25 protein-coding genes, 1 tRNA gene and 2 pseudogenes are annotated in these 24,269 nt (G+C 55.9%); 11 read left to right on the forward strand and 17 right to left on the reverse strand.

Annotation, left to right across the window (positions count from 1 at the left end; genetic code table 11):
• The first annotated feature begins 569 nt into the window (after nt 1-569).
• The 3 genes from OA238_RS02155 to OA238_RS02165 are packed head-to-tail and all read left to right on the forward strand — an operon-like array spanning nt 570 to nt 2,439.
• Entirely contained in the window at nt 570-1,637 is a 1,068-nt protein-coding gene (locus OA238_RS02155) for an IS630 family transposase (RefSeq protein WP_015493888.1), read from the forward strand.
• Nucleotides 1,634-2,008 carry a hypothetical protein gene (locus OA238_RS02160; RefSeq protein WP_044036125.1) on the forward strand — a complete coding sequence of 125 codons (375 nt, stop codon included), beginning with the start codon at nt 1,634-1,636 and terminating at the stop codon, nt 2,006-2,008. Before OA238_RS02155 ends, OA238_RS02160 begins: the two co-directional genes overlap by 4 nt.
• A gap of 11 nt (nt 2,009-2,019) precedes the next feature.
• A complete protein-coding gene (locus OA238_RS02165; RefSeq protein WP_245581427.1) occupies nt 2,020-2,439 on the forward strand; it encodes a TadE/TadG family type IV pilus assembly protein in 420 nt (139 codons plus the stop codon).
• 153 nt (nt 2,440-2,592) lie between these two features.
• Here OA238_RS02165 and OA238_RS02170 read toward each other — a convergent pair whose 3' ends face one another.
• The 3 genes from OA238_RS02170 to OA238_RS02180 form a co-directional block, all read right to left on the reverse strand.
• On the reverse strand, nt 2,593-3,099 hold the full coding sequence (locus OA238_RS02170; protein ID WP_015493889.1) for a DUF6538 domain-containing protein: 507 nt from the start codon (nt 3,097-3,099) through the stop codon (nt 2,593-2,595).
• A 98-nt stretch (nt 3,100-3,197) separates the two neighbouring features.
• Nucleotides 3,198-3,273 (reverse strand) — tRNA-Ala (locus OA238_RS02175).
• A gap of 146 nt (nt 3,274-3,419) precedes the next feature.
• Nucleotides 3,420-3,746 (reverse strand): TIGR02300 family protein, encoded by a 327-nt coding sequence (locus OA238_RS02180; protein ID WP_015493890.1) that lies wholly within the window; start codon nt 3,744-3,746, stop codon nt 3,420-3,422.
• 107 nt (nt 3,747-3,853) lie between these two features.
• Between OA238_RS02180 and OA238_RS02185 the strand changes: the two genes are divergently transcribed.
• Together OA238_RS02185 and OA238_RS02190 are read left to right on the forward strand one after the other, a co-directional pair.
• Complete coding sequence (locus OA238_RS02185; protein WP_015493891.1) at nt 3,854-4,543, forward strand: M48 family metallopeptidase; 690 nt, start codon at nt 3,854-3,856, stop codon at nt 4,541-4,543.
• A gap of 31 nt (nt 4,544-4,574) precedes the next feature.
• Nucleotides 4,575-5,225 carry a GntR family transcriptional regulator gene (locus OA238_RS02190; RefSeq protein WP_015493892.1) on the forward strand — a complete coding sequence of 217 codons (651 nt, stop codon included), beginning with the start codon at nt 4,575-4,577 and terminating at the stop codon, nt 5,223-5,225.
• On the opposite strand, the gene OA238_RS29590 is transcribed toward OA238_RS02190, so the two are convergent.
• Both OA238_RS29590 and OA238_RS02195 read right to left on the reverse strand, forming a co-directional pair.
• Nucleotides 5,222-5,485 carry a TerB family tellurite resistance protein gene (locus OA238_RS29590; protein ID WP_083906628.1) on the reverse strand — a complete coding sequence of 88 codons (264 nt, stop codon included), beginning with the start codon at nt 5,483-5,485 and terminating at the stop codon, nt 5,222-5,224. The genes OA238_RS02190 and OA238_RS29590 overlap by 4 nt on opposite strands.
• A gap of 54 nt (nt 5,486-5,539) precedes the next feature.
• Nucleotides 5,540-6,516 (reverse strand): annotated as a pseudogene (locus OA238_RS02195) (IS1595 family transposase).
• A 279-nt stretch (nt 6,517-6,795) separates the two neighbouring features.
• On the opposite strand from OA238_RS02195, the gene tnpA reads away from it, so the two are divergent.
• From tnpA to OA238_RS34875, 3 genes and pseudogenes are all read left to right on the forward strand, one after another.
• On the forward strand, nt 6,796-7,167 hold the full coding sequence (gene tnpA, locus OA238_RS02200; RefSeq protein WP_015493894.1) for an IS200/IS605 family transposase: 372 nt from the start codon (nt 6,796-6,798) through the stop codon (nt 7,165-7,167).
• Between the two features lie 80 nt (nt 7,168-7,247).
• Nucleotides 7,248-8,228: an integrase core domain-containing protein gene (locus OA238_RS02205; RefSeq protein WP_015493895.1), complete on the forward strand. Its 981-nt coding sequence runs from the start codon at nt 7,248-7,250 to the stop codon at nt 8,226-8,228.
• 55 nt (nt 8,229-8,283) lie between these two features.
• Nucleotides 8,284-8,352: pseudogene (locus tag OA238_RS34875) on the forward strand (IS200/IS605 family transposase); the annotation flags it as partial.
• Here the strand turns inward: OA238_RS34875 and OA238_RS02210 are convergent.
• The 10 genes from OA238_RS02210 to mdh all read right to left on the reverse strand — a co-directional run bounded on the left by OA238_RS02210 (nt 8,320) and on the right by mdh (nt 20,170).
• Nucleotides 8,320-8,961, reverse strand: a complete 642-nt coding sequence (locus OA238_RS02210; protein ID WP_015493896.1) for a tellurite resistance TerB family protein — start codon at nt 8,959-8,961, stop codon at nt 8,320-8,322. The pseudogene OA238_RS34875 and the gene OA238_RS02210 overlap by 33 nt on opposite strands.
• A gap of 143 nt (nt 8,962-9,104) precedes the next feature.
• Nucleotides 9,105-10,493, reverse strand: a complete 1,389-nt coding sequence (gene lpdA / locus OA238_RS02215; RefSeq protein WP_015493897.1) for a dihydrolipoyl dehydrogenase — start codon at nt 10,491-10,493, stop codon at nt 9,105-9,107.
• A gap of 83 nt (nt 10,494-10,576) precedes the next feature.
• Nucleotides 10,577-10,990: an MAPEG family protein gene (locus tag OA238_RS02220; protein ID WP_044036129.1), complete on the reverse strand. Its 414-nt coding sequence runs from the start codon at nt 10,988-10,990 to the stop codon at nt 10,577-10,579.
• Between the two features lies 1 nt (nt 10,991).
• Nucleotides 10,992-11,393, reverse strand: coding sequence for a hypothetical protein (locus tag OA238_RS02225; protein ID WP_044036131.1), 402 nt, complete (start codon nt 11,391-11,393; stop codon nt 10,992-10,994).
• An 87-nt stretch (nt 11,394-11,480) separates the two neighbouring features.
• Nucleotides 11,481-13,034, reverse strand: a complete 1,554-nt coding sequence (odhB, locus tag OA238_RS02230; protein ID WP_044036132.1) for a 2-oxoglutarate dehydrogenase complex dihydrolipoyllysine-residue succinyltransferase — start codon at nt 13,032-13,034, stop codon at nt 11,481-11,483.
• On the reverse strand, nt 13,031-15,991 hold the full coding sequence (locus OA238_RS02235) for a 2-oxoglutarate dehydrogenase E1 component (RefSeq protein ID WP_015493900.1): 2,961 nt from the start codon (nt 15,989-15,991) through the stop codon (nt 13,031-13,033). Before OA238_RS02235 ends, odhB begins: the two co-directional genes overlap by 4 nt.
• A gap of 8 nt (nt 15,992-15,999) precedes the next feature.
• Nucleotides 16,000-16,647 carry a hypothetical protein gene (locus OA238_RS02240; protein ID WP_044036136.1) on the reverse strand — a complete coding sequence of 216 codons (648 nt, stop codon included), beginning with the start codon at nt 16,645-16,647 and terminating at the stop codon, nt 16,000-16,002.
• A 3-nt stretch (nt 16,648-16,650) separates the two neighbouring features.
• Complete coding sequence (sucD, locus tag OA238_RS02245) at nt 16,651-17,532, reverse strand: succinate--CoA ligase subunit alpha (RefSeq protein WP_015493901.1); 882 nt, start codon at nt 17,530-17,532, stop codon at nt 16,651-16,653.
• Nucleotides 17,533-17,585: 53 nt separating this feature from the next.
• On the reverse strand, nt 17,586-18,779 hold the full coding sequence (gene sucC, locus OA238_RS02250; RefSeq protein WP_015493902.1) for an ADP-forming succinate--CoA ligase subunit beta: 1,194 nt from the start codon (nt 18,777-18,779) through the stop codon (nt 17,586-17,588).
• 428 nt (nt 18,780-19,207) lie between these two features.
• Entirely contained in the window at nt 19,208-20,170 is a 963-nt protein-coding gene (gene mdh, locus OA238_RS02260; protein WP_015493903.1) for a malate dehydrogenase, read from the reverse strand.
• A gap of 249 nt (nt 20,171-20,419) precedes the next feature.
• Between mdh and OA238_RS02265 the strand changes: the two genes are divergently transcribed.
• A complete protein-coding gene (locus OA238_RS02265; RefSeq protein WP_015493904.1) occupies nt 20,420-21,163 on the forward strand; it encodes a sulfite exporter TauE/SafE family protein in 744 nt (247 codons plus the stop codon).
• Nucleotides 21,164-21,307: 144 nt separating this feature from the next.
• Here the strand turns inward: OA238_RS02265 and OA238_RS02270 are convergent.
• Nucleotides 21,308-22,437, reverse strand: a protein-coding gene (locus tag OA238_RS02270) for an IS3 family transposase (protein ID WP_085982725.1) whose coding sequence is annotated in 2 segments (ribosomal slippage) — nt 21,308-22,191 and nt 22,191-22,437 — 1,131 coding nt in all. Because the reading frame shifts where the segments join, the coding sequence is not laid out codon by codon here.
• Nucleotides 22,403-22,693 (reverse strand): hypothetical protein, encoded by a 291-nt coding sequence (locus tag OA238_RS29595; protein ID WP_187293132.1) that lies wholly within the window; start codon nt 22,691-22,693, stop codon nt 22,403-22,405. Before OA238_RS29595 ends, OA238_RS02270 begins: the two co-directional genes overlap by 35 nt.
• Before the next feature lie 196 nt (nt 22,694-22,889).
• Here OA238_RS29595 and OA238_RS02280 point away from each other — a divergent pair, with 196 nt between their 5' ends.
• Together OA238_RS02280 and OA238_RS02285 are read left to right on the forward strand one after the other, a co-directional pair.
• On the forward strand, nt 22,890-23,726 hold the full coding sequence (locus tag OA238_RS02280; protein WP_015493907.1) for an HpcH/HpaI aldolase/citrate lyase family protein: 837 nt from the start codon (nt 22,890-22,892) through the stop codon (nt 23,724-23,726).
• A complete protein-coding gene (locus OA238_RS02285) occupies nt 23,723-24,268 on the forward strand; it encodes an NnrU family protein (RefSeq protein ID WP_015493908.1) in 546 nt (181 codons plus the stop codon). The genes OA238_RS02280 and OA238_RS02285 overlap by 4 nt, the downstream gene beginning before the upstream one ends.
• The last annotated feature ends 1 nt before the right edge of the window (nt 24,269 follow it).

A 24,269-nucleotide genomic window follows, 5' to 3' on the forward strand; every position in this document is an offset into this window, starting at 1 on the left:
AATGATTTGACCTACTAACGTATGTCCTCTTGTCCCGCAGAGCCGAACCTAGATAGCATGATCGATTGGCAAACTTGATGAGCTGCCCGAGCGTGTTCTTGAGAGATTTGTACACACGCTTTGTGTCCGCTCTGTTCTCACCTTCTGCTCAGACGATCAGCGGACACGCGCAATTGCCGCGAGAGCGGCTTAGTCCTTAGGCCGTGAGCGGACCATATATGCTGGCTGTCTAATCAAGTAATCCGTGACACAGGTCCAAAGTCCCACTCCGAGTCATCTATTCGATCCACAGCGTCCTTCAGCAACCCCAACTTGTACTGCCCGTCACCATAGCGACCCGCCATGCCTTGCTCGGAGTGACCTTGCAAAGCATTCATAATGTGAGGTGGTATCCCGCCATTCCTGCAGGCATCCTCGAAGTTGTGCCGGAATGAATGGAATGAAGTTTTAAAGGTCTTGGCGTCAATCCTTTCGAGATATACTCCTGCGCCTGAATTGACCTGACGATTTTGGGCCTGCGATTCACTTCGTCGCATGGCCAAAGGCGGTTCAGTCTGTATTTTGAGTTTATGAGCAAGCAATACAAAACAGTCTCCTTATCCGACGAGCAGCGCATAGCACTTGAAGCGCTTTGCCGCCGCCGCAAAGTTGACGCCCTTGTTTGGAAACGGGCGCGCGCGTTTCTTCTTTTGGACGCAGGAGAAGACGCTGGAACGGTTTGCCGGATTTTGGATATTGGCCCGACAGTTTTGACGGAGTGGCGATTTGCCTTTGCCGGTGCGGGACTATCGTTTTTCGGTCTGAAGGACTACAGCCAGCGTCAGGGTCATTTGTCCGTCGTGCAAGAGCAGGCGGTGAGAGCCCATTTCACCGCGCAGCCTGCCCGCAATGCCGATGAGGTCTGTGCCTATGTTCTAGCCGAGTGCGACCAAAACTACAGCACGTCGGGAGCCGCCAAGCTGATGCGCCGCCTGGGGTTCGCGTATAAGAAACCACAATTGCTGCCTGCACAGGCCGATGAAGCCAAGCAGGCTGCGTTTATTGCCAAATATGAGGCCCTGATGAACGGGTTGGCCGCAGATGAGATGGTTGTCTTTTCGGACGCTGTCCACCCCGAACACCAGAGCCGCCCCGCCCATGGTTGGTTCCCCAAGGGACAAAAGACGGCCCTGAAGGCGACATCAGGGCGCAAGCGGCTCAACATTCAGGGCGCGCTTGACCTTGAGACTTTCCAGTTCACCTTTGTGGAAGGCGAGAAGATCAATGCCCAGACAACCCGACAGATGCTGGAAAAGTTGGAACGCAACAACCAAACCAAGACGGCCATCCACGTCTTTGTCGACAATGCCCGCTATCATCATGCCAAGATACTACAGCCATGGCTGGACAGCCCAGAACGTCGGGTGAAGTTGCATTTCTTGCCAGCATATGCCCCGCACCTCAACCCGATCGAGCGTCTTTGGGGTGTTATGCACAAATGGGTCACCCACAATCGGCACTATGCAACGTTCAACCAATTCACAGAGGCCATTTTCGACTTCTTCCGCAAGACCCTGCCAGAAAAAGGGCCAGAGTTCCGCGACACCGTCACCGACAACTTCCGCGTCATATCGCTCAAGGAATACAAAGTGATTTGAGGGGAAAACCTCAGGTCAATTCAGGCGCGGGAGTATACTATTATCTGTATCCTGCCTATGAGGCCGGGCAAATCCCTTGGAATACCAACAACCTCGATTATGCCAACTACGTACAACCTGACTATTCCCTCGACCAAAGTGTTGTGAATGGCACTGAAGCCGACGCGCGCCTGTCAGACATTTGTGCGGCCGCCCGCGCACAAGGCGTCGTCATCTACACGGTTGCATTCGAAGCCCCTTCTGGTGGTCAGTCCGCACTGCAAGACTGCGCGAGTTCGCCCAGCCACCACTTTGACGTGAACGGAACAGACATCTCCTCTGCATTCTCAGCGATTGCCTCTGACATTCGCGCCCTGAAGCTAACGCAATAAGGAGCGGTGGCATGACGTTCGCGATCAAAACACTGGCACGGTTCTTGCGGCTTTTCCGCAGGAACGAAGACGGCAGCCCAACGGTGGAATTCGCTTTGATCTTCCTGCCATTTATCATTTTGCCCGTCTCGGGGTTTGAGCTCGGCCTGCTGATGACCCGCCACGTTATGATGGAACGCGGTATTGATATGGCTGTGCGCGAAGTGCGCTTGAACACTGGTACGCCTGTCACCGAGTTGCAGTTTAAAACAATGATCTGCAACGCCGCTGCAATTTTACCCGAATGCATGACCAACCTGCGTCTGGAACTCCGCCCGATTGACCTGCGCCACTCGGGGGCGAATTCCGACAATTCCATCCCGCGTCGTGCGTCATGCACAAACCTCGACGAACCGTTCCAGCCAGCGCGGAACTTTGAAAGTGTTGGTTAATCAACCAAGTTGGGCATGGAGTCGGGGTACGCCGGGGTAGGGATGCTGTCGCCAACGTCTCGCTTTCTAATGATTGCAATAGCTTCCACTGTGGCTTCCTGCAGTGCCCTTATGAGACGCGGCCAGCTTGATGACGCTTCTGCCAGATGCAGCTCAATATGGTCCCAGGTTAAAAACCTCTTCGGCTTCAGACCTTAAGAATACGTCGCGCTTCCCCCGTGCTAGGTTTGCTCGGGTGAATGCGTCCGACTCTTCAATGCCTGATTGGCGTTCTTCGAAGGTTGGCCGAGGTGTCTCGAAGAGTTGCGCAGAGTGATCTTCTGGATCGTAGAAGCCATCAAGCCGAATATCTTCGTCTTCATCAAGCAGGTGATGCAGATAGGCTCTCTTCGTTCTGGCAATCTGATCTAAGGTTAATTCGGATAAGGCTGGCTTAGGAGCAGTTAGCTTTATGCCAGCCTGATCCCGCCGATGCTTAGCGAACAGCTTATCTACCCTGACAGCCTCGACTCGGACACGTTGGAGAGCTTCCCCTCTGTCTTTTGTCCTGAGTGAGAAGGTTTCCTCACGCTTTTCGTAAGAGTTGATGATGTCCTTGGGTACCACGGCGCGGTGATAGTAGGTCGCTCCACGGCGATATAATCGGGTGTGTCCAGTCATTTTCTCAAGGTGCCTCACTGTAACACCTCACTGTAACAAGTCCGAAAAAGCTCCCATGAAATCAGTAAGTTATTGATACTAGTTGCTGATTAGGGGAATGGTGGAGCATAGCGGGATCGAACCGCTGACCTCCTGCATGCCATGCAGGCGCTCTCCCAGCTGAGCTAATGCCCCTAATAGTAGGGTGTCGTCGCCCGTTTGTGTGCTGCTGGCGCAGCGAGCGCGACGTGTTGCTGCTTACTAGGCAGCGGGGAGGGCGAGATCAAGAGATAATCCCGCCCTAAAACCGCAAAATTTCTTCAGGGCGTTAAGGCCTTGATTTAGGAATCGTCGTCTGGTGCGGCGACATCAGCGATTTCGTCCAGCGGGACAGTATCGTCGTCCTCATCTTCCAGAACATCGTCGCCCAAATTTGTATCATCGTCGTCCTCATCATCGTCGAGCACGAGATCGTCGTCTTCCGCTTCTTCTTCCGTCGCCTTCGTCTGGGCGTCGGCAGCGTCCGCGACCATGGTGCGGGTCTTACCTGTGACCACAACAACGGTTTCACCCGTGTAGGGGCTGATGATCGGATCAGCGTTCAGGTCGTAGAACCGTTTTCCGGTGGTCGGGCAGAGGCGTTTAGTGCCCCACTCTTCCTTTGGCATTTGATCTTCCTTCAACAGCGCAGGCCACTTGGCCGCATCGTCGCCAACTGCCATAAGGCACAAGTCGAGTCAAAGGCTATCGGCACGGGTAAATATGAAAGGCGGATATGGGACGTTTGATCCTTGAAGGCAACCCCCCTGTGGAGGTGCAGTTGCGCCGGTCTGCACAGGCGCGGCGGTTGTCGTTGCGAATATCGCGTCTGGACGGTCGCGCGACGTTGACGTTGCCACACCGCGTGCCGGAGCGCGAAGGCATGGCGTTCCTGCGTGACCGCGAAGAGTGGCTGCGCGCGCACATGGATGCGATTGAACCTGAGGTGCATGTGCGGATCGGTGGGACGGTCCTGTTTCGCGGCGCTGAACTGGCGTTGGTGGCCGGTGACTTGAAGCGGGCGAGGCTGGCACAGGGCGCGTTGATGCTGCCTGATGATCCAGAAAAAACAGGCAAACGTGTCGCAGCGTTCCTGAAATTGCAGGCGCGGGATGCTTTGGCCGATGCGTCTGATCGGTACTCGCAGGCTTTGGGCAAACCCTACGGGCGGATCAGTTTGCGCGATACGAGGTCCCGCTGGGGGTCGTGTTCATCGGCGGGCGATCTGATGTATTCGTGGCGCCTTATAATGGCCCCGCCAGAGGTGCTCGACTACGTTGCAGCACACGAAGTTGCGCATTTGCAGCATATGGATCACAGCCCGCGATTTTGGGCTGCTGTCGAGCGGTTGTATCCCACGCACAAGACCTGTCGCACATGGTTGCGCACCCATGGTGGCGCGTTGCACCGTGTGCGTTTTGATTGACCTCCCGACGTGATGTGATCACAAACGTCCCATGTTGATCCAATCTGAAGCAACCAAGCCGATGGGTGCCGCCCATGACCGTGTGTACCGCGCCCTTCGATCGCGCATTATGCACGGAGAAATCGACCCCGGGCAGGCGCTGACGCTGCGCGGGATCGGCAAGGAATTCGGGGTGTCGATGACCCCCGCGCGCGAAGCGGGGCGGCGGTTGGTGGCCGAGGGGGCTTTGTTTTTATCGTCATCGGGGCGGGTCTCGACGCCGGAATTGTCCAATGAGCGGATCGAAGAACTTGCGACATTACGGGCTTTGTTGGAACCGGAGTTGGCGGCGCGGGCGTTGCCGCGCGCGCATTTGGCGCTGATTGATCGGCTGGAAGAAATCAATAATCGCGTGTCGTCGGTGATCGCGCGACAGGATGCACCGGGGTATATCCGGCTCAACCTCGAATTTCACCGGACGTTGTATTTAAGGGCCCAAGCGCCAGCCATGCTCGCCATGGCAGAGACGGTTTGGCTGCAACTTGGGCCCACGATGTCCAAACTCTATGGTCGGTTGCGGCGAACAGAGCCGCCCCGAAACCACAAACTTATCCTCGCGGCGCTCAAGGCGGGGGATGAAGCGAGTTTGAAACTGGCCGTGCGTGCGGATGCGACGCAAGGCCTACGGATGCTAAAAGTCTAGGTGGTCTGAACGATTTGCAGATGGACAGAAATCCGCGCCAGCGCACTGCGGAATTGATCTGCACCGATGCGCATCCGCTGCGCCAGTTCTGACACCACCGCGTATTCATGGGGATGGATTTCACCATCTGCGACCGCGATATTAAGCGCTGCCTCAAGCACAATCTGGCGGTCAAGGCTTATCCCTTTTAGTCCGGTTGCCCCACATGTTGACGCGGCGCAGAATCTTGCCCTTGTGGCTTTAGAGGCGGATCGGATCAGTTTGTAACGTCTGGTGGGTTTATAGGGCGTGGCTTTTGCCGTGAACGAGGCCCTTCAGGCGCGCTGTTCAACAAAATCACGATATGTCGCTGGCCCGAGACCAACACCGATCCCCAGCAGCGTGTCGAAGGCGCTTCGCATGTGTCGCCGTCGGTTCCAGCGGAACACGAATTCGTCGAGATAGCGTTGTAGATGGCACTTTCTGAGGCCGTGGAAGACGCCTTTTGCCCACGTTTTTAGGTTGGAGAACACGCGGTGGACCCAGTGGAGTATGTCGTGTGCCTTCTTGCCGCTGACGACCTTTGCCTCATGCGTGTTTGCAGGAGGATTTTCGTAACCGAGCCAGCCATCCGTGATGATGTGAGCGCCAGGCTCTACAGCCTGACCAATGAACCCGTGCAGCGTCTTTGACGCGCCGTCGGGAATGTGTTTCATCCTGATACGGCGCGGATGTCCGTCACTTGATAACTCGACGGCACAGACGACAAACATCTTTCCAACCGGGCTGCGCCCACCCTTTGGCCGGTCCTCGGGATCATGCCGGGACCGGAACGGCATCTCTGTTTCATCGATTTCGACAAGGTCTTTCAGGGGGTTGCGGTCAGGGTTGACCATCGACCGCCGCAGCTTTTGCAAGAGGAGGTCGCCGAGAAGCGCCATCGGTCCGAGCGACGATGGCGACCCGTCTTGTAGCTGCCAAGGCCAAGTTGCGCCTGAAGTTGCAGCGCTGACATGCCGTTGGAATGGCTGGTGATGATGTGCGCGGCAAGAAACCAAATTCGCAACGGCAAATGGCTGCTGTGCATTACCGTGCCAGCCGTCACGGATGTCTGCCGTGCGCAACCGGCACATTCCCAAGTCGCGCGATTTCGCTTTAACGGCCAGCCCTTGCAGGTGCCACAGGAAGGACAGACGAAGCCCTCAGGCCAACGATGTTCCACCAGATAATGCGAACACGCTTCCTCATCAGAAAACCTGGCGTCGAACGCGGGGCGGGACATGGGTTTGTCGTTTTTCCATCTGGCTGGCATGGGAAGAACAATACCAGAACATTCTAGATTGGCAAGCCGCTTCGCACTACATCAGGTGCCGCCGGAGCAAAGGGGATAAGCCTTCTGGCGGTTTTTATCGGATAGATCCTGCCCGACCTGTTCGATATCGGACGGCGATGGATTGAGTTTACTTTCCACAAACGGGATTAAAGCCACCGGCTTCCAGCCGGTCCGCTTTAGCGTAATGTACTATAATCTTCCCTCTCATTTTTAAGACCCTTACTGCTTCGCGGGGTCTTAAAAATGAGAGGGAAGATTATGATCTATTCCACAGGAAGCCATACCAAATTTTATCACCGATTTCACGTCGTCTGGACAACAAAATACCGATACAAAGTTATGCGCGGTGAGATGCGTGAGCGTATCCGTGAAATCATTATCCAAACATGCCAAGAACTTGGCGTGCATATTGAGAAGGGCGTATTGTCGACCGATCACGTCCACATGTTCATATCGGTCCCGCCTCAGATAGCATTGTCAAAGGTGATGATGCGGATCAAGGGACGCTCGTCTTATAAGATACAGCGCGAGTTTCCCGAACTGCGCAAACGGTACTGGGGCCAGCGGTTTTGGGCTCGCGGATTTTTCTCAACAACTAGCGGCAATGTCACTGTGAATAAGTTCAGATAGATGTGAGTCAAAATTTTGTTGCCAAGATTTAGGCGACCTCGGAGACTGAGAATTGAAAGAAACCAGCTCACGAGGCCAATATGCAAATCATCGGACTGCACAAGAACGTTTATAAACTTTATGCTTGGGCGCGGACACAAGAATGTTTGGACGTGTACCGTATCAAATACGAAGGTCAGGTTCGGCAATGGGACGACTTACGTACAGAGGGCGTTTCTCTATCAAAGTGCGCTGAATTCGTCAGCATCTCGCGCGCGACATATTACCGTCACAAGCGTATTTTGAAGGATTTGGCGCAGGCAATCATACCGCCTTCAAAGGCTCCCAAACGCTGCAACAAGTCACAGTGGGGCGAGGCAGAAAAGCAATTGGTGCTTGAGGCCCGCCGCGACAATGAAACCTACGGTAAGGAGAAAATAGGGGCCATCTTGCGTCGCGACAAAAAGCAAACCATGAGCGATAGCACCGTGGGGCGCATTTTGAGCTTTCTAAGGAAAAAAGGCCTGATCACACGATCAAGATCTGCGCCCCAAAAGCGCAAGCGTAATTTTTCCAAGGGGCATGCCAAGGGATGGAAATATAGGGATTACAAAGATATTGTGGTTGGCGAGCGTGTGCAGATCGATCATATGACTGCCACGAAGAACGGCGTCACGTGCAAACACTTTCAAGCCTGGGAGAGGTGTAGCAAGCATATCCACGCGCAAGTTTATTCGAATGCCACGGCACGCTCTGCCAAACGGTTTTTGCAAGAACTCGTGGAAATAGCTCCCTATAAGATCATCTCAATTCAAGTCGATGGCGGGTCTGAGTTTATGGCCGATTTTGAGACAGCGTGCGAACAGATGGAGATCCCGCTCATTGTGCTGCCGCCAGCAAGGCCAAAATACAACGGTGGTGTCGAGCGCGGTAACCGCACCTTCCGCGAAGAGTTCTATGCATGTCGTGATCTCATTGCCGACAGCATAGGAGCGATGCGGTTTGAACTTCGAAAAGCCGTCGATAAATACAACACATTCAGGCCTCATCATGCCTTGAAAGGCAAGACACCAATGGAGTAAATTCGAATCACTCAGGCCAAAGTCGTGTGAGTCTCAAAACACCTGAACCTATACAACTGACGCTGTCATACTTCAGTATCTTGAATTACATTCAAAAAGGGAACCTACCGGCGTCAGCCGGTAGTCGTTCAGTTAACATATCGATGACCTGTTGCGGCGCGTAGGTTTTACCTGTCAGCCGTGTCAGGATATTGGCGATGTGGTGGACTTCGGCGTCGTCAAGGCGCCCGTCCGCGATCGCGACCTGCGACATCGCCACGAGGGAATGGATCGCCAGCATATCGGGTGTGCGCAATTTGCGGGGGCGTCGGGCGCGGCCCGATACCGCGCGCAGTGCGCGAAACAGCAGCCCGAGAGCCGTCGCCACAATCAAAGCGTGGCCCCAGATTAGAGAGGTCAGATTGGGGGCCGCGGTTGCGGGAAGGTCTGCAGGAACAAGGCCAGACAGCTGCAGGGCGGCGAAATTTTCAGGTGTCACGCCGCGAAAATTTTTGCCGGTGCATCCGTCACCCGACAGGGCGTAGCCTTGGATCGTCGTGTAGACAGGAACGAAGAAAACATCCGCAAAATCAACGAGGTGACAGACGGACAAGGTGCCAGTGCCGCCCGATTGCGGGATCGTGGTATCGGCCACGAAGCGTAAATCTGCGCCCCAACGTCCGACGCCTGCCTGCGCTGAGGACGCGACGGTCAACCCTAAGATAAGGGCGGTTGTGGGTATAAATTTGCGCATTGGCATGTCCTTACAACATCAGTTGCAAGCACGTATCCTCTACACTTGCGGCATAGATAAGGCGCGCTCAGTATTTCGGGCGGGCCATTTCTGGCACCGCCCACTTTGTGGGTGTCTTATTGGTTAACGAAGTCTTAACAGGCCTAGGCGTGGATCGCGCCGTCACCGCAGGCAAGGGCGGCTTCGCGCACGGCCTCTGAATAGGTCGGATGTGCGTGGCAGGTGCGCGCGAGGTCTTCTGCAGCGGCGCCAAATTCCATGGCCACACAGATTTCATGGATCAAATCGCCCGCCATCGGGCCGATGATATGCGCCCCAAGAATGCGGTCCGTCGTTTTGTCGGCAAGGATTTTGACAAATCCGTCGCCCGCGAAATTCGCCTTGGCGCGGCCATTGCCCATAAAGCTGAACTTACCGATCTTATAATCGACTCCGTCTTCCTTAAGTTGCTCTTCGGTTTTGCCGACATTCGCGACCTCTGGGTGGGTGTAGATGACACCGGGTATCACACCATAGTTAACATGCGGTTTCTGACCCGCCAGACCTTCGGCGCAGGCCATGCCTTCGTCTTCGGCCTTATGCGCCAGCATCGGCCCGTCGATACAATCACCAAGCGCGTAAATGCCCGCTACATTGGTCTGGTAATGGGCGTCAGTCTTGATCTGTCCACGCTCGGAGATTTCGACGCCCAGCTCTGCCAGACCCAAGCCGTCGGTGAACGGGCGGCGGCCCGTGGCGACCAGAACAGTGTCGGCGTCCATCGTGCGTTCGCTGTCGTCGCTGCGCAGTTTGTACGTGACGGTTGCCTTGTTATTTTTGGTATCAACGGATTGCACCGCCGCGCCCATTACAAACTCAAGCCCTTGTTTTTTCAGCAAACGTTGGAATGCTTTTTGCACTTCGCCGTCCATGCCGGGTGTGATTTCGTTCAGGTATTCGATCACCGTGACCTTGGACCCAAGGCGGCTGTACACGGACCCGAGTTCAAGGCCGATCACACCGGCACCAATGACGATCAGGTCTTTGGGGATCTTGCCCAATTCCAGCGCGCCGGTGGATGACACGACGGTCTTTTCATCGATCTCAACACCCTTGAGCGAGGACACTTCGGAGCCGGACGCGACGATGATGTTCTTGGCGTCATGCACGTCGTCGCCAACTTTGACTTTGCCGGCTTCGGGGATAGACCCCCAGCCCTTAATCCAGTCGATTTTGTTCTTTTTGAACAGGAATTCGATGCCTTTGGTGTTGGTCGCGATGACGTCGTCTTTGTACGACAACATCTGTTTCCAATCGACCGATTGGGTCTTTCCCTTAAGGCCCATGGCGGCGAAATTATGTTGGGCTTCGTGCAGCATATGGGACGCGTGCAGCAATGCCTTGGACGGGATGCAGCCGACGTTCAGGCAGGTGCCGCCCAAGGTATCGCGCCCCTCAACCACAGCCGTTTTCAGGCCCAGTTGCGCGCAACGAATGGCGCAAACGTAGCCGCCGGGGCCGGAACCGATGATGATGACGTCGTAGCTGGACATAGGGTATTCCTTTAAGTTTTGGCGCGTCACAGGGCGTACAGACCGCTTACACAAGCTGTACACAACCTGTATGTACACGCGACTTAGATCAGAGTTGATACGATCATGGCGAACGTGGCAAGAAAGCCGACGAACCAGATGGCGCTGCGCCACGGGCTGAGGCCAAAGTAATAAGCGGGGACGTAGGCGATGCGCGCGACGAGGTAGGTGGTGGCGCAGACGGCGGTGAATTTGGTGTTCTGGCCGCTGAGTTGCACGACGAGAACGGCGATGGTGAACAGGATGAGTGCTTCGAAGTGGTTGTTCATCGCCCGCGCAAGGCGGCCAGTTTTGGTGGACAGCTGTTCGAGGATGGTTTTGCCGCCCATGCGGTCAGGGTCGCGCGGCGATGCGGTTTTACCTGTGCCGAGTTCAACGTTGGCAGGGACAGCCATGAGCGCGAACTGCACAGCTTGGAGCAGGGCCGCGAGGGCGAGGGTGGTGAGTTCGGGGGTCACTTCAGGATCCCAGTGACTTTGTGAGGCCGCCAAGTATACCACCAATTGCGTCGCCAACCTGCCACAGCGAGCTTTCTCCGGAGCTAACTTTCTTCACACCTTCTGAGAGTTGCTCAGTGTCACCATTGGCGATTATTTTCTGCCCCAGCACTGTCATTCCGTATGATGTCAGAACTGGTTGGTTTGCAGAACCTCCTGCGTGACCACCTATGGTGCGATTATAAGCCTTCACGCGAATTAGCCCTTCAGATTCCAACCATTCGAGGCAGGGATAGAAAAAAGTCGCATATTCTTGTTCCAGTTCAAGTTCATCGAACTTCAATGAGGTGTGCTGAATGCCCCAAACCAAAAGTAAATTCAGAATTCGTGCAATCACCAGTTCGCTTTTTTCCATCTCATTCATGTGAGCCTCTTCCTTTACTGCAAGCCCGTGCTTGCACGGGCAGCCCCCCACCCTGGGTCGCGGGCTGCCCTGGGTTGCGAGCCTTCATTACAAATCCATTAACAAGCGACGTGGATCTTCGAGCGCCTCTTTCACCCGCACAAGGAACGTCACAGCGCCTTTGCCGTCGACGATGCGGTGGTCGTAGGACAGCGCCAGATACATCATTGGACGGATCACGACTTCGCCGTTGATCGCCATGGGGCGGTCTTGGATTTTGTGCATGCCGAGAATGCCTGACTGTGGCGGGTTCAGGATCGGCGAGGACATGAGCGAGCCGTAGACGCCGCCGTTGGAAATCGTGAACGTACCGCCCTGCATTTCAGCCATGGTGAGTTTGCCGTCGCGGGCTTTTGCGCCCATGGCGGCAATCGCCTTTTCGATGCCAGCGAACGACATCTGGTCGGCGTCATTGATCACCGGAACCACCAGACCTGTCGGCGTGCCAGCGGCGATGCCCATGTTGACGTATTTCTTGTAGACCACATCGGTGCCGTCGATTTCGGCGTTCACTTCTGGCACTTCGTTGAGAGCATGGACGCAAGCCTTGGTGAAGAACGACATAAAGCCGAGTTTCACGCCGTGTTTTTTCAGGAACAAGTCTTTGTATTCGTTACGCAATGCCATGACCTCGGTCATGTCGACGTCGTTGTAGGTGGTCAGCATGGCGGCGGTGTTCTGGCTTTCTTTCAGGCGACGCGCGATGGTCTGGCGCAGGCGGGTCATCTTGACGCGCTCTTCGCGGGAGTCCTGATCTGCGGCCACAGGCGCGCGTGGGGGCGCGGCTTGGACGACTGCGGGCGCGGGGGATGCCAGCGCCTTGAGCACGTCTTCTTTCATCACACGACCATCTTTGCCGGTGCCTTTGACGTCCGTGAGGTTGTTTTCGGCCATCATCTTTTTGGCGCTGGGCGCGTCTTCGACGTCTTTGGATGCCGTCGCTGGGGCGGCAGTTGCGGCGGGCGCGGACGGCGCTGACACGGCGGCTGAGCCATCGGTGGACATGACGGCGAGCTTGCCGCCTGCCTCAACGGTTGCGCCTTCTTCGGCGAGCAGTTTGGTCATGACACCTGCGGCGGGTGCGGGCACTTCGACGCTGACTTTGTCGGTTTCAAGTTCGCACAGCATCTCGTCTGCCTGAAACGCTTGGCCGGGCTTTTTGAACCATGTGGAAACGGTCGCTTCGGTCACGGATTCGCCAAGGGTGGGCACCATGATGTCCATCTCGGTACCGTTGGATTTGGGGGTCTCAGCGGGCTCTTCATCATCGCGGGGTCTGATATCGCTCGGTCCCGTGTCGGATGAGCTTGGGACTTTTTCCTCAGGTTTTGGGGTATCGTCCGTGTCGGTCTTTTTCGCCGCGCCGCCTTCGCTGATCTGCGCGAGCAGGGCGTCGACGCCGACAGTATCGCCTTCGGCGGCGACGATTTCAGTCAGGGTGCCCGCGATGGGCGCGGGGACTTCGACGGTGACTTTGTCCGTTTCAAGTTCGCACAACATTTCATCGACTGCGACGGCATCGCCGGGCTTTTTGAACCATGTGGCGACGGTTGCTTCTGTGACGCTTTCGCCAAGGGTGGGGACGCGGACTTCGGTCATTATTTTGATCCTTTAACGGTAAGCGCATCGTCAACGAGTGCGGCTTGTTCTGCTTTGTGGCGCGATGCGAGGCCCGTGGCGGGCGAGGCGGCTGCGGCGCGGCCTGCGTATTTAGGGCGCGAATGGTCAGCGTTGATGCGGGTCAGGACCCATTCGATATTGGGTTCCATGAACGACCACGCGCCTTGGTTTTTGGGTTCTTCCTGACACCAGACCATGTGCGCGGTCTTGAAGCGTTCAAGTTCCTTGACGGCGGACTGGGCTGGGAACGGATAGAATTGCTCGAAGCGCATGATGTAGACGTCATCAATGCCGCGTGCGTCGCGTTCTTCGAGCAGGTCAAAATAGACTTTGCCCGAACACATGACGACGCGTTTGATTTTGTCGTCCGGCTGCAATGTGGTGTCCGAATTGCCATGCTGCGCGTCGTCCCAAAGGACGCGGTGGAAACTGGAACCTTCTTGGAATTCTTCCGCCTTGGACACTGCCATTTTGTGACGCAGAAGCGATTTTGGCGTCATCATGATCAGCGGTTTGCGGTAGCTGCGGTGCAACTGGCGGCGCAGGATGTGGAAATAGTTCGCCGGTGTCGTGCAGTTCGCCACGATCCAGTTGTCGCCGCCACACATGGTCAGGAAGCGTTCAAGCCGTGAGGACGAGTGTTCCGGTCCTTGGCCTTCATAGCCGTGGGGCAGCAGGCAGACGAGGCCGGACATGCGCAGCCATTTGGATTCACCGGAGCTGATGAATTGATCGAACATGATCTGCGCGCCGTTTGCGAAATCGCCAAATTGCGCTTCCCAGAGGGTCAATGCGTTGGGTTCCGCAAGCGAATAGCCGTATTCAAACCCGAGGACCGCGTATTCTGACAGCATGGAATCAATGGCTTCGAAGTTGCCCTGACCTTCGCGGATATTGTTGAGCGGGTAGTAGCGTTCTTCGGTGTCTTGGTTCACCAGCCCAGAATGGCGCTGAGAGAACGTGCCACGGGTGGAATCCTGACCTGACAGGCGCACTGGATAGCCTTCGGTGAGCAGCGAGCCGAAGGCAAGGGCTTCGCCGGTGGCCCAGTCGAACCCTTCGCCGGTCTCAAACATTTTGGCTTTGGCACCAAGGATGCGACCAATGGTTTTGTGCAGTGGGAAACCGTCGGGCGCGGTTGTCAGCGCCTTGCCGATTTCATCAAAGGTTTCTGCCTTGATCCATGTCTTGCCGCGCTGGTATTTGTCTTTTTCGCGCTTATCGAGATGGGACCATTTTCCGTCAAGCCAGTCGGCCTTGTTGGGTTTGTAGTCGGTGCCGGCCTCGAATTCTGCCGAAAGATAGGCCTGAAATTCTTCTTTCATGCCCTCGATCTCGCCCTCGGGCACGAGGCCGTCTTTGACGAGGCGATCTGTATAGAGCGTCAGCGTGGTCTTTTGTTGTTTGATCTTTTTGTACATCAACGGGTTGGTGAACATCGGTTCGTCGCCTTCATTGTGACCGAAGCGGCGGTAACAAATGATGTCGAGAACCACGTCTTTGTGGAACTTCTGGCGGAATTCTGTGGCGACGCGTGCGGCGTGCACCACGGCTTCGGGGTCGTCTCCGTTGACGTGGAAAATCGGCGCTTCGACCATCAGCGCGATATCAGTCGGGTAGGGCGATGAGCGGCTGAAGTGCGGCGCGGTGGTGAAACCGATCTGGTTGTTGACGACGATGTGCATGGTGCCGCCGGTGCGGTGCCCGCGCAGACCCGACAGACCGAAGCCTTCGGCGACGACGCCTTGGCCCGCAAATGCCGCATCACCGTGCAGCAGGATCGCCATGGATTGGGTGCGGGATTTGTCGTTTTGTTGGTCCTGTTTGGCGCGCACTTTGCCGAGCACGACGGGGTTCACGGCCTCAAGGTGGGACGGGTTCGCGGTAAGTGACAAATGCACCGAATTGCCGTCAAATTCACGATCCGACGATGCGCCGAGGTGGTATTTCACATCGCCCGATCCGTCGACGTCTTCAGGGCTGGATGATCCCCCCTGAAATTCGTTGAAAATTGCGCGATAGGGTTTTTTCATCACATTGGCGAGCACGGACAGGCGGCCACGATGCGGCATGCCGATCACGATGTTGCGCAGGCCAAGCTGGCCACCGCGTTTGATGATCTGTTCCATCGCAGGGATCAGGCTTTCGCCACCATCCAGACCGAACCGCTTTGTGCCCATGTATTTAACGTGCAGAAATTTCTCGAAGCCTTCGGCCTGCACGAGGCTGTTCAGGATCGCCTTGCGTCCTTGCTTTGTGAACGTAATTTCCTTGCCCAGACCCTCAATCCGTTCCTTCAGCCATGCGGCTTCTTGCGGGTTGGAGATGTGCATGTATTGCAATGCAAATGTGCTACAATAGGTCCGCTGCACGATGGCGAGGATGTCTTTCATCGACGCCACTTCGAGGCCGAGCACATTGTCGATAAAGATCGGGCGATCCATGTCTTCGGGTTTGAACCCGTAGGACGCAGGATCGAGTTCGGGGTGTGGGATTTCATCGCGCATGCCGAGTGGGTCAAGGTCGGCTACAAGATGCCCCCTGATCCGGTAGGCGCGGATGATCATCAACGCGCGGATCGAATCCAGCACCGCGTTGCGAATCTGCTCTTCGGAAACCTCAACGCCCTTGGATGCGGCTTTCTCTTTAATTTTTTGACCCGCCGCTGCGGGTTCTGCGGCCCACTGACCGTCAAGCGCCGCCGTCAGGTCGTCGTTAGGGATCGGCGGCCAATCGTTGCGCGCCCAAGACGGGCCAGCGGCCTCGGCCTTGGCGTCTTCGGGTGCATCGCCCAAGGATTTGAAGAATGCGTGCCAGCTGTCATCCACCGCGTTCGGATCATCCGCATACCGCGCGTAAAGCTGTTCGATATATTCCGCGTTGTGGCCCTGCATAAAGGACGATGCGTGGAACTGGTCGTTGGAAGATTGGTCAGTCATGAGGGGACCTACCTTTTGCTGTGGGTTAAGACGCTTACGCGGCCGTTAAATTCAAAGGTATCACTGATCAGATCAGCAATCATTTCCTTATGGTACAGATGGATAAACACCCTCTGAACCGCATTATCGTTCTCGAAGCGCTGTGTGCGTGTCGCAATGATTGGGCGCATTTCTGGCGTTACGCCAAACTCGATCTGTGGCTGCAAACTCGATCTGCTGATTGCTTCGGTTGTGGACATATCACACTGGGTACGCCCAAACGCTGGATGCTTTTCAAATTTAGTTCGAAGTAAATTTTCAGAGTCAGCGCGTCCAAGCCAAAAAGTTAGAGACACAGCATCAGGAACGTTCACACGTCGCGTATGCCCAGCAGCGGTTTCAAGAGAACGTTCCCAGTTGGATTGCCAACGCACCGCGGGAACACGTCCGTAAGCCATACGATCGGCAAGGCCAATTGCAGCGATTGCACGAAAATCGCCTTCACCGAGATCTCTGTTTGGTATCTGAGACCAACCCAGTCTCTCCATCCTCTCGATCAGGTTTTGGTCTGCTGGGGCCGCCTCAAGGCAGGCATTTATAGTCGTGACCACAACGTCTTGCGCGCTCGCGGTTGTTGCCGCGAACGCTAAGAAGATACAAAGCGCGTACTTAAGCATGGTTTACCCAATCGCCTTCAACACAGCCTCGCCCAGTGTTGCTGGGCTGTCGGCTACAATGATACCAGCGGATTTCATCGCTTCGATCTTGCTTTCCGCGTCGCCTTTGCCACCAGCAACAATCGCGCCAGCGTGGCCCATACGACGACCTGGAGGCGCCGTGCGACCTGCGATGAAACCAGCGGTTGGTTTCCAACGGCCTTTTTTCTTTTGGGCGGTCAGGAATTCGGCGGCTTCTTCTTCTGCGGAGCCACCGATTTCGCCGATCATGATCATTGAATGGGTTTCGTCGTCGTCCAAAAACATGTTCAGGATGTCGATGTGTTCGGTGCCCTTGATCGGGTCGCCGCCAATGCCGACGGCGGTGGACTGGCCAAGGCCGCTGTCGCTGGTCTGCTTGACCGCTTCGTAGGTCAGCGTACCGGAACGCGACACAACGCCGACCGACCCACGTTTGTGGATGTGGCCGGGCATGATGCCGATTTTACAAGCATTCGGTGTGATCACGCCGGGGCAGTTTGGCCCGATCAGGCGGGATTTGGAGCCTTCAAGTGCACGCTTGACCTTCATCATGTCGAGCACGGGAATGCCTTCGGTGATGCAGATGATCAGCTCCATCTCAGCGTCGATCGCCTCGAGGATCGAATCAGCGGCAAACGGCGGTGGCACATAGATGACGGAGGCATTGGCTTCTGTCACGTGCTTGGCTTCGTGGACGGAATTGAAGATCGGCAGGTCGAGGTGCGTTTGACCGCCCTTGCCCGGCGTCACGCCGCCAACCATTTTGGTGCCGTAAGCGATTGCCTGTTCGGAGTGGAACGTGCCCTGCGAGCCCGTAAGGCCCTGACAGATGACTTTGGTGTTTTCGTCGATGAGAATGGCCATGTCTAAGCCTCCTTGAAAATAAGTTGGTCGGTGGGGTTGCCCACCTGTGGGGCTTAGCCTTTGACCGCTTTCACGATCTTTTCAGCGCCGTCTTTCAAATCATCCGCAGCGATCACGTCGAGGCCGGAGTTGTTGATGATGGCTTTGCCTTCGTCGACGTTCGTGCCTTCAAGTCGCACAACCAGCGGGACTTTGAGGCCGACTTCTTTGACCGCAGATACAACGCCTTCGGCGATGACATCGCAGCGCATGATGCCGCCAAAGATGTTCACGAGGATGCCTTTGACCTGTGGATCAGAGGTAATGATCTTGAACGCCTCGGTCACTTTTTCTTTGGTCGCACCGCCGCCCACGTCGAGGAAGTTGGCAGGTTCAGCGCCGTACAGCTTGATGATGTCCATCGTCGCCATCGCGAGGCCAGCTCCGTTGACCATGCAGCCAATTTCGCCGTCCAGTGCAATGTAGTTCAGGTCGAATTTCGACGCGGCCAGTTCTTTGGGGTCTTCTTCGGTTTCATCGCGCAAGCTGGCGATGTCGGGATGGCGGTAGATCGCGTTGCCGTCGAAAGACACCTTTGCGTCAAGCACTTTGAGATCGCCAGCCTTGGTGACGATCAGCGGATTGATCTCAAGCATCTCCATGTCTTTTTCGGTGAACGCTTTGTACAGCAGACCCATCAGGTTAATGCATTGTTTGACCTGCTGACCCGTGAGGCCAAGGGTGAATGCAACACGGCGGCCGTGAAATGCCTGATAGCCCGTGGCCGGATCAACGGTGAAGTTGACGATCTTTTCAGGGGTGTTGGCCGCGACTTCTTCGATGTCCATGCCGCCTTCGGTCGACACAACAAAGCCGATCCGCGATGTCTGGCGATCAACCAGAAGGGCAAGGTAGAATTCGGATTCAATCGCTGCGCCATCTTCGATGTAGACGCGGTTGACCTGCTTGCCTGCTGGACCAGTTTGATGGGTGACCAGAGTGCGGCCCAACATCTTTTTGGCTTCGTCAGCGGCTTCGCCCACGGATTTGGTCAGACGTACGCCGCCTGCTTCGCCAGCACCGGCTTCTTGGAAGTGACCCTTGCCGCGACCACCTGCGTGGATCTGCGCCTTGACGACCCAGATCGGCCCGTCCAATTCGCTTGCGGCGGTTTTGGCGTCTTCTGCCTTGAGAACAGCGCGACCGTCGCTGACGGGTGCCCCGTAAGATGCAAGAAGCGCCTTGGCCTGATATTCGTGGATATTCATAAATCCGTCCTTCGGTCTGATAAACGTTGAGTTTGCTATAGACCCCTTAAACGGGCGTGACGAATGGCTTTTTCAGCATATAGGCGAAAAAGCGACATTTGTGATCACACGTCCAAAAGGTGTGATCACAAAAATAGAATCGGTTAGCGCCAACATGGTTTTTGCATGAATATCGCGAAATGGCTTGCTGTTATGGCCACAGCGCAGCGGATCACGCGCAGTCCCGATCAGACGTCCTTGATCGCTTGGATCAGCATTTGCGCAGGATTGGGTTCCCACACGTTCAAACGACGTGTCATTGCCGTTGATTATAGCGGCTGCGAGAGGTGAAATGGCTCAACAGTGGCGATTCCCACACAAGATCGATTCCTATAAAAAAAGGCGCCCCAAACGGGACGCCTTGATTATTTTAGAGGACTTTGCCGCAGTTAAGTCAGCGAAGCATCGATACCTTTGCACGCATCCACGAGACCTTTGACGGCCGCAACAGAGCTGTCGAACATGGCCTGTTCGGTCTTGTTCATTTTGATATCAATGACCCGTTCAACGCCGCCAGCGCCGATCACCGTCGGCACGCCGACATACATGCCGTTCAGGCCCAAAGCGCCATCAACGTAGGCCGCACAAGGCAGAACGCGCTTTTGGTCCTTGATAAAGGCTTCTGCCATCTCGATCGCGGATGTCGCAGGGGCGTAATAAGCAGACCCAGTTTTCAGCAGGCCAACGATCTCAGCGCCACCATCGCGGGTGCGCTGGATGATCGCGTCGAGTTTGTCTTGCGTCGTCCAGCCCATGTCAATGAGGTCGGGCAGGGGAATGCCGCCAACAGTGGAATAGCGCGCCAGTGGCACCATTGTATCGCCGTGACCGCCCAGAACGAACGCCGTGACGTCGCGCATGGAGACGCCAAATTCATCGGCGAGGAAGTGACGGAACCGCGCGCTGTCCAGCACGCCAGCCATGCCGCAAACCATGTGGTGTGGCAGACCTGAAAATTCGCGCAGTGCCCAGACCATCGCATCAAGCGGGTTGGTGATGCAGATCACAAAGGCGTTCGGCGCGTGGGCTGCGATGCCTTCGCCGACTGATTTCATAACCTTGAGGTTGATCCCGAGCAGGTCATCGCGCGACATGCCTGGCTTGCGTGCCACACCGGCGGTGACGATGCACACATCTGCGCCCGCGATGTCGGCGTAGTCGGATGTGCCGGACATTGCTGCGTCAAAGCCCTCAGAGGGGCCTGATGCTGCGATGTCGAGGGCTTTGCCTTGTGGCAACCCGTCAGCGATGTCGAACAAGATCACATCGCCGAGTTCCTTAACAGCTGCGAGGTGGGCAAGGGTGCCGCCGATGTTGCCGGCGCCGATCAGTGCAATTTTAGGTCTGGCCATTTTGAATGGGTCCTTTGTCGTTCGGGAACTATCTTAATTTATTTTGAGCTTGCTAAGCCTTTGGGCTCGTTCGTGCAAGTGTGCTGCGCTGCAGCGCGGCCTTGATTGCGTCAGGGCATTGTTTGTAGGGAAATGTTTGCGTTACCGTCACGCCGAAGCGACGTCGGATTGAAACGATGTCGGATTGCTGGTGGGATCGTGTCGTGCACCTGATTCCCCCGATCTTTACCGACGCGGAAAGGCCTATGCATGGACGGAACACTCTTTTGGTCGCTGGCCGTAATCGCGGCGGTGTGCACAGGTCTGTCCAAGGGCGGCTTGCCGGCGTTTTCAATGTTGGCGGTGCCTGTGCTGTCGCTGGCTATTTCACCGATTACGGCAGCGGGGCTTTTGTTGCCGGTTTTTTTGTTTTCGGATATATTCGGCGTCTGGGCCTACCGTCACGAGTTTCGCCGCGACTTGCTGAAAATCGCGACAGTGGGGACGATTTCGGGCTGCACGATTGGCTGGACGACAGCCCATATCGTGTCCGAAAATCTGGTCAGGTTGCTGATCGGGGTGATTGGGGCAACGTTTGCGCTGAATTTGCTGCTGCGCCGCAGAGCAGATGCCGCGCCGCGGCCACCGACATGGGGACGCGGTGTTTTCTGGACAACGATCGCGGGGTTCACCAGTTTTGTGAGCCACGCGGGCGCCCCGCCGTGGCAAATCTGGGTCATGCCGATGGGCCTGACAAAAATGGCTTTTGCAGGCACCACGACAATTGTTTTTGCGATGATGAATGTGACAAAAATCGTGCCCTACTACTTTTTAGGGCAATTTGATCCGCAAAACTTGCGCGTTGCGGCGATGCTGTTGGTCCCTGCGGTGGCGGGCGTTTATGTCGGCTATCGTTTGACACGGGTGCTGCCTGACAAGGTGTTCTTTGGCATCGTTACATGGGCGCTTTTGGGGATTTCATGTAAATTGATCTGGGATGGGCTGTTGGGTTAGGCGCCGCTGTCGGTGTTGGGCAATGCTTCTGCGAGCGCCTGAAACGCGGCGCCGCTGGCGACAAGGCAGGTTGGCCCACCAGCCTGCGTCACCGTGATCGTCCATGTGGTCTTGTCCCGTTTGCGTTCCGGTCTCTCAACTCATTTATGCGGCCTTTCGCTCGAATGCCAAGGGGCTTTTGCCGCCTAATGATGAGTGGCGGCGGCGCGGGTTATAGAACCCATTGATATATTGGAAGATCGCGCCCTCGGCCTGACGGCGTGTGTCTCGACGATTGCGCCAGATCAGCTCAGCCTTGATGGATTTGAAGAACGTTTCAACCATGGAATTGTCATAGCAATTGCCCTTGCCGCTCATCGAGGCCTTGAAGCCGTGCTTTTTCAGGCGCTTCTGATACGCGTTGGAACAATATTGCGAGCCGCGATCCGTATGGTGAATGCAGCATTCGGGCGGCTGGCGCAGTGCCACAGCCATGTCCAGCGCACGGATCGCGAGATCCTGTTTCATGCGGTTACTGACAGCCCAGCCGATGACGCGCCGGGAGTACAGATCAAGGATAACGGCCAAATAAAGCCACATTTCACTGGTCCAGATATAGCTTATGTCACCGGCCCACTTCTGGTTCGGCCCATCCGCTGAGAAGTCCTGGTCCAGCAAGTTAGGCGCGATGTTGAACGTGTGATTGCTGTCCGTCGTTGCCTTATATTTCTGGGTTCTGATGGTCTTGATGCCATTCTCACGCATCAAACGGCCCACGCGACGGTGCCCAACCCGCAGCCCCAATTCCTGTAGCTCTTCGGTCATGCGGGGTCGCCCATAGCTTTGTAAACTGAGGCGATGTTGCTCACGGATGTGGGCCAAAAGCACCATATCATCACGTTGGCGCTGGCTCATCGGCCGCTTCCGCCAAGCGCGAAACCCACGCGATGTGACCTGCATAATCCGGCAGAGAAACTCTACCGACCAAACTTCTTTCCAGGCGTCGATAAAGGCGAACCTCACCGACTTTGGCCTGCAAAGAAGATCGCCGCTTTTTTTAGCACTTCCCTCTCCTCACGCACCAACCGGAGTTCTTTACGAAGACGGGTGTTCTCTTTCTCGACGTCATCGTGCGGCCCAGACATCAGATCCTCATGCTGATGTTTCTGAACCCACTTGTTTAGCGTCGAAAGGCCAACACCTAAATCTGATGAAACCTGCGGTCGCGTTAAACCGCTGCTGATCGCGATGCGTACTGCATCACGCCGAAACTCGTCTGTGTATCTCTTTGCCATTCCTTATCTCCTTCATAGCAAACATTGCTCGAAAGAGACCGGAACTAAACCGTGGCAAGACCAATGTGCCTGTGTCTAGTGAGGCGAACACTTCGACCACCGTGTTATCTGCGCCGAGGCCGATGGACTGGCGCGTTTCGCCGTAACCTGACGCCAATCGTTCCACGACCATGGCGTGATCCGCGCAATTGCGCGATTGGGCTGATGCGGTTGAGGCAAACAGAATGAGGGCACAGGTCAGCAACTTAAAGGTCATTGGTCTCTCCTAATCGTGTGCCGGACAGGGCCGGGAAATCGGGATGAATTTCTGCTTACAAGTGTGCGCCGTTAACCTTTAAAAATTGGTTAACGCCTCGGTATGGTGGCTGTTGCGCTGCGCCGCGGCATTTTCAACTTGCAACATCTGGCGAAATCGGGCCCCTTCGGCGCAACATTATTACAAGGATCTTGTCATGACCCGCCCCTACCGATCTGCTCTCTATATTCCGGGATCGCGCCCGCGTGCGCTGGACAAGGCGCGAGGCTTGCCGACGGATGTGATCCTGTTTGACCTTGAGGACGCGGTCACACCGGATGAGAAAAACGCGGCGCGGGCAACTTTGGCCGACGAGTTGGGCAAGGGGGGCTACGGTGATCGGCTGCGCGTTGTGCGCATTAACGGTCTGGAAACGAGTTGGGGCGTGGATGATGCAAAGGCCGCGCATGAAATGGCGTGCGATTCGGTGTTGTTGCCAAAGGTGAACAGTGCAGCGGATGTTGATGCGCTGACGCGGCTGACCGACAAGCCGATCTGGGCGATGATGGAAACGCCGCTGGGCATCTTGAACGCCGCTGAAATTGCGGCTCACCCAAAGATTGCCGGATTTGTGATTGGGACCAATGATCTTGCGAAAGATTTGAACACGCGAACCCGTTCGGCACTAACGGCGTCGTTACAGATGTGCCTGCTGGCGGCGCGCGCGCACGGGATCGTAGCGATTGATGGCGTCTATAATGCGTTCAAAGATGAGGACGGGTTCAAAGTGGAATGCGAAGAGGGACGCGATCTTGGGTTTGACGGCAAAAGTCTGATCCATCCGGCACAGATTGCCGCGGCCAATGCCGCCTTCGCGCCAACGCAGGCCGAGATTGATCTTGCGACCCGCCAGATTGCCGCCTTTGCCGAGGTTGAAGCAAGCGGGCAAGGGGTCGCGGTTGTGGATGGCAAGATCGTGGAAAACTTGCATATTGTCACGGCCCGAGCGACGTTGGACAAAGCGGACGCGATTGCAGAGTTGGAGCGCAAATGATCCTACTTATACTTGGTCTGATCCTATGGGTCGGCGCGCATGTTTGGAAACGCGTCGCGCCGGATCACCGCGCATCGTTTGGCGAAAAGGGCAAAGGCATCGTCGCGATCGCCTCTGTTGCTGCGATTGTGCTGATGGTGCTGGGGTATCGCGGCGCTGAAGGTACGTTTTATTGGGGGCGTAGCGGGGCTGGAACGGGGATCAACAACCTGTTGATGCTGTTTGCGTTTTATCTGTATGCAACGGCCGGCAAATCCACCCGTATCACCCGTTGGATCAGGCACCCGCAACTGAGCGCGGTTGTCGTCTGGTCGGTCGCGCATCTGCTGGTGAACGGCGACACACCGTCGTTTGTGTTGTTCGGGGGCCTCGGCATCTGGGCGCTGGCAGAGATGGTTGTGATCAACCGCGCAACGGGTCCACGCGGGTCTTATCATGCGCCGCCGATCAAATCCGAAGCGATTGCCGTTGTGGCGACGCTTGTTGTTTTTAGCATCGTCGCGGCCATTCATATGTGGCTCGGCTATAACCCGTTTGGATAGA

This window comes from Octadecabacter arcticus 238, assembly GCF_000155735.2.
GTDB classification, from domain to species: domain Bacteria; phylum Pseudomonadota; class Alphaproteobacteria; order Rhodobacterales; family Rhodobacteraceae; genus Octadecabacter; species Octadecabacter arcticus.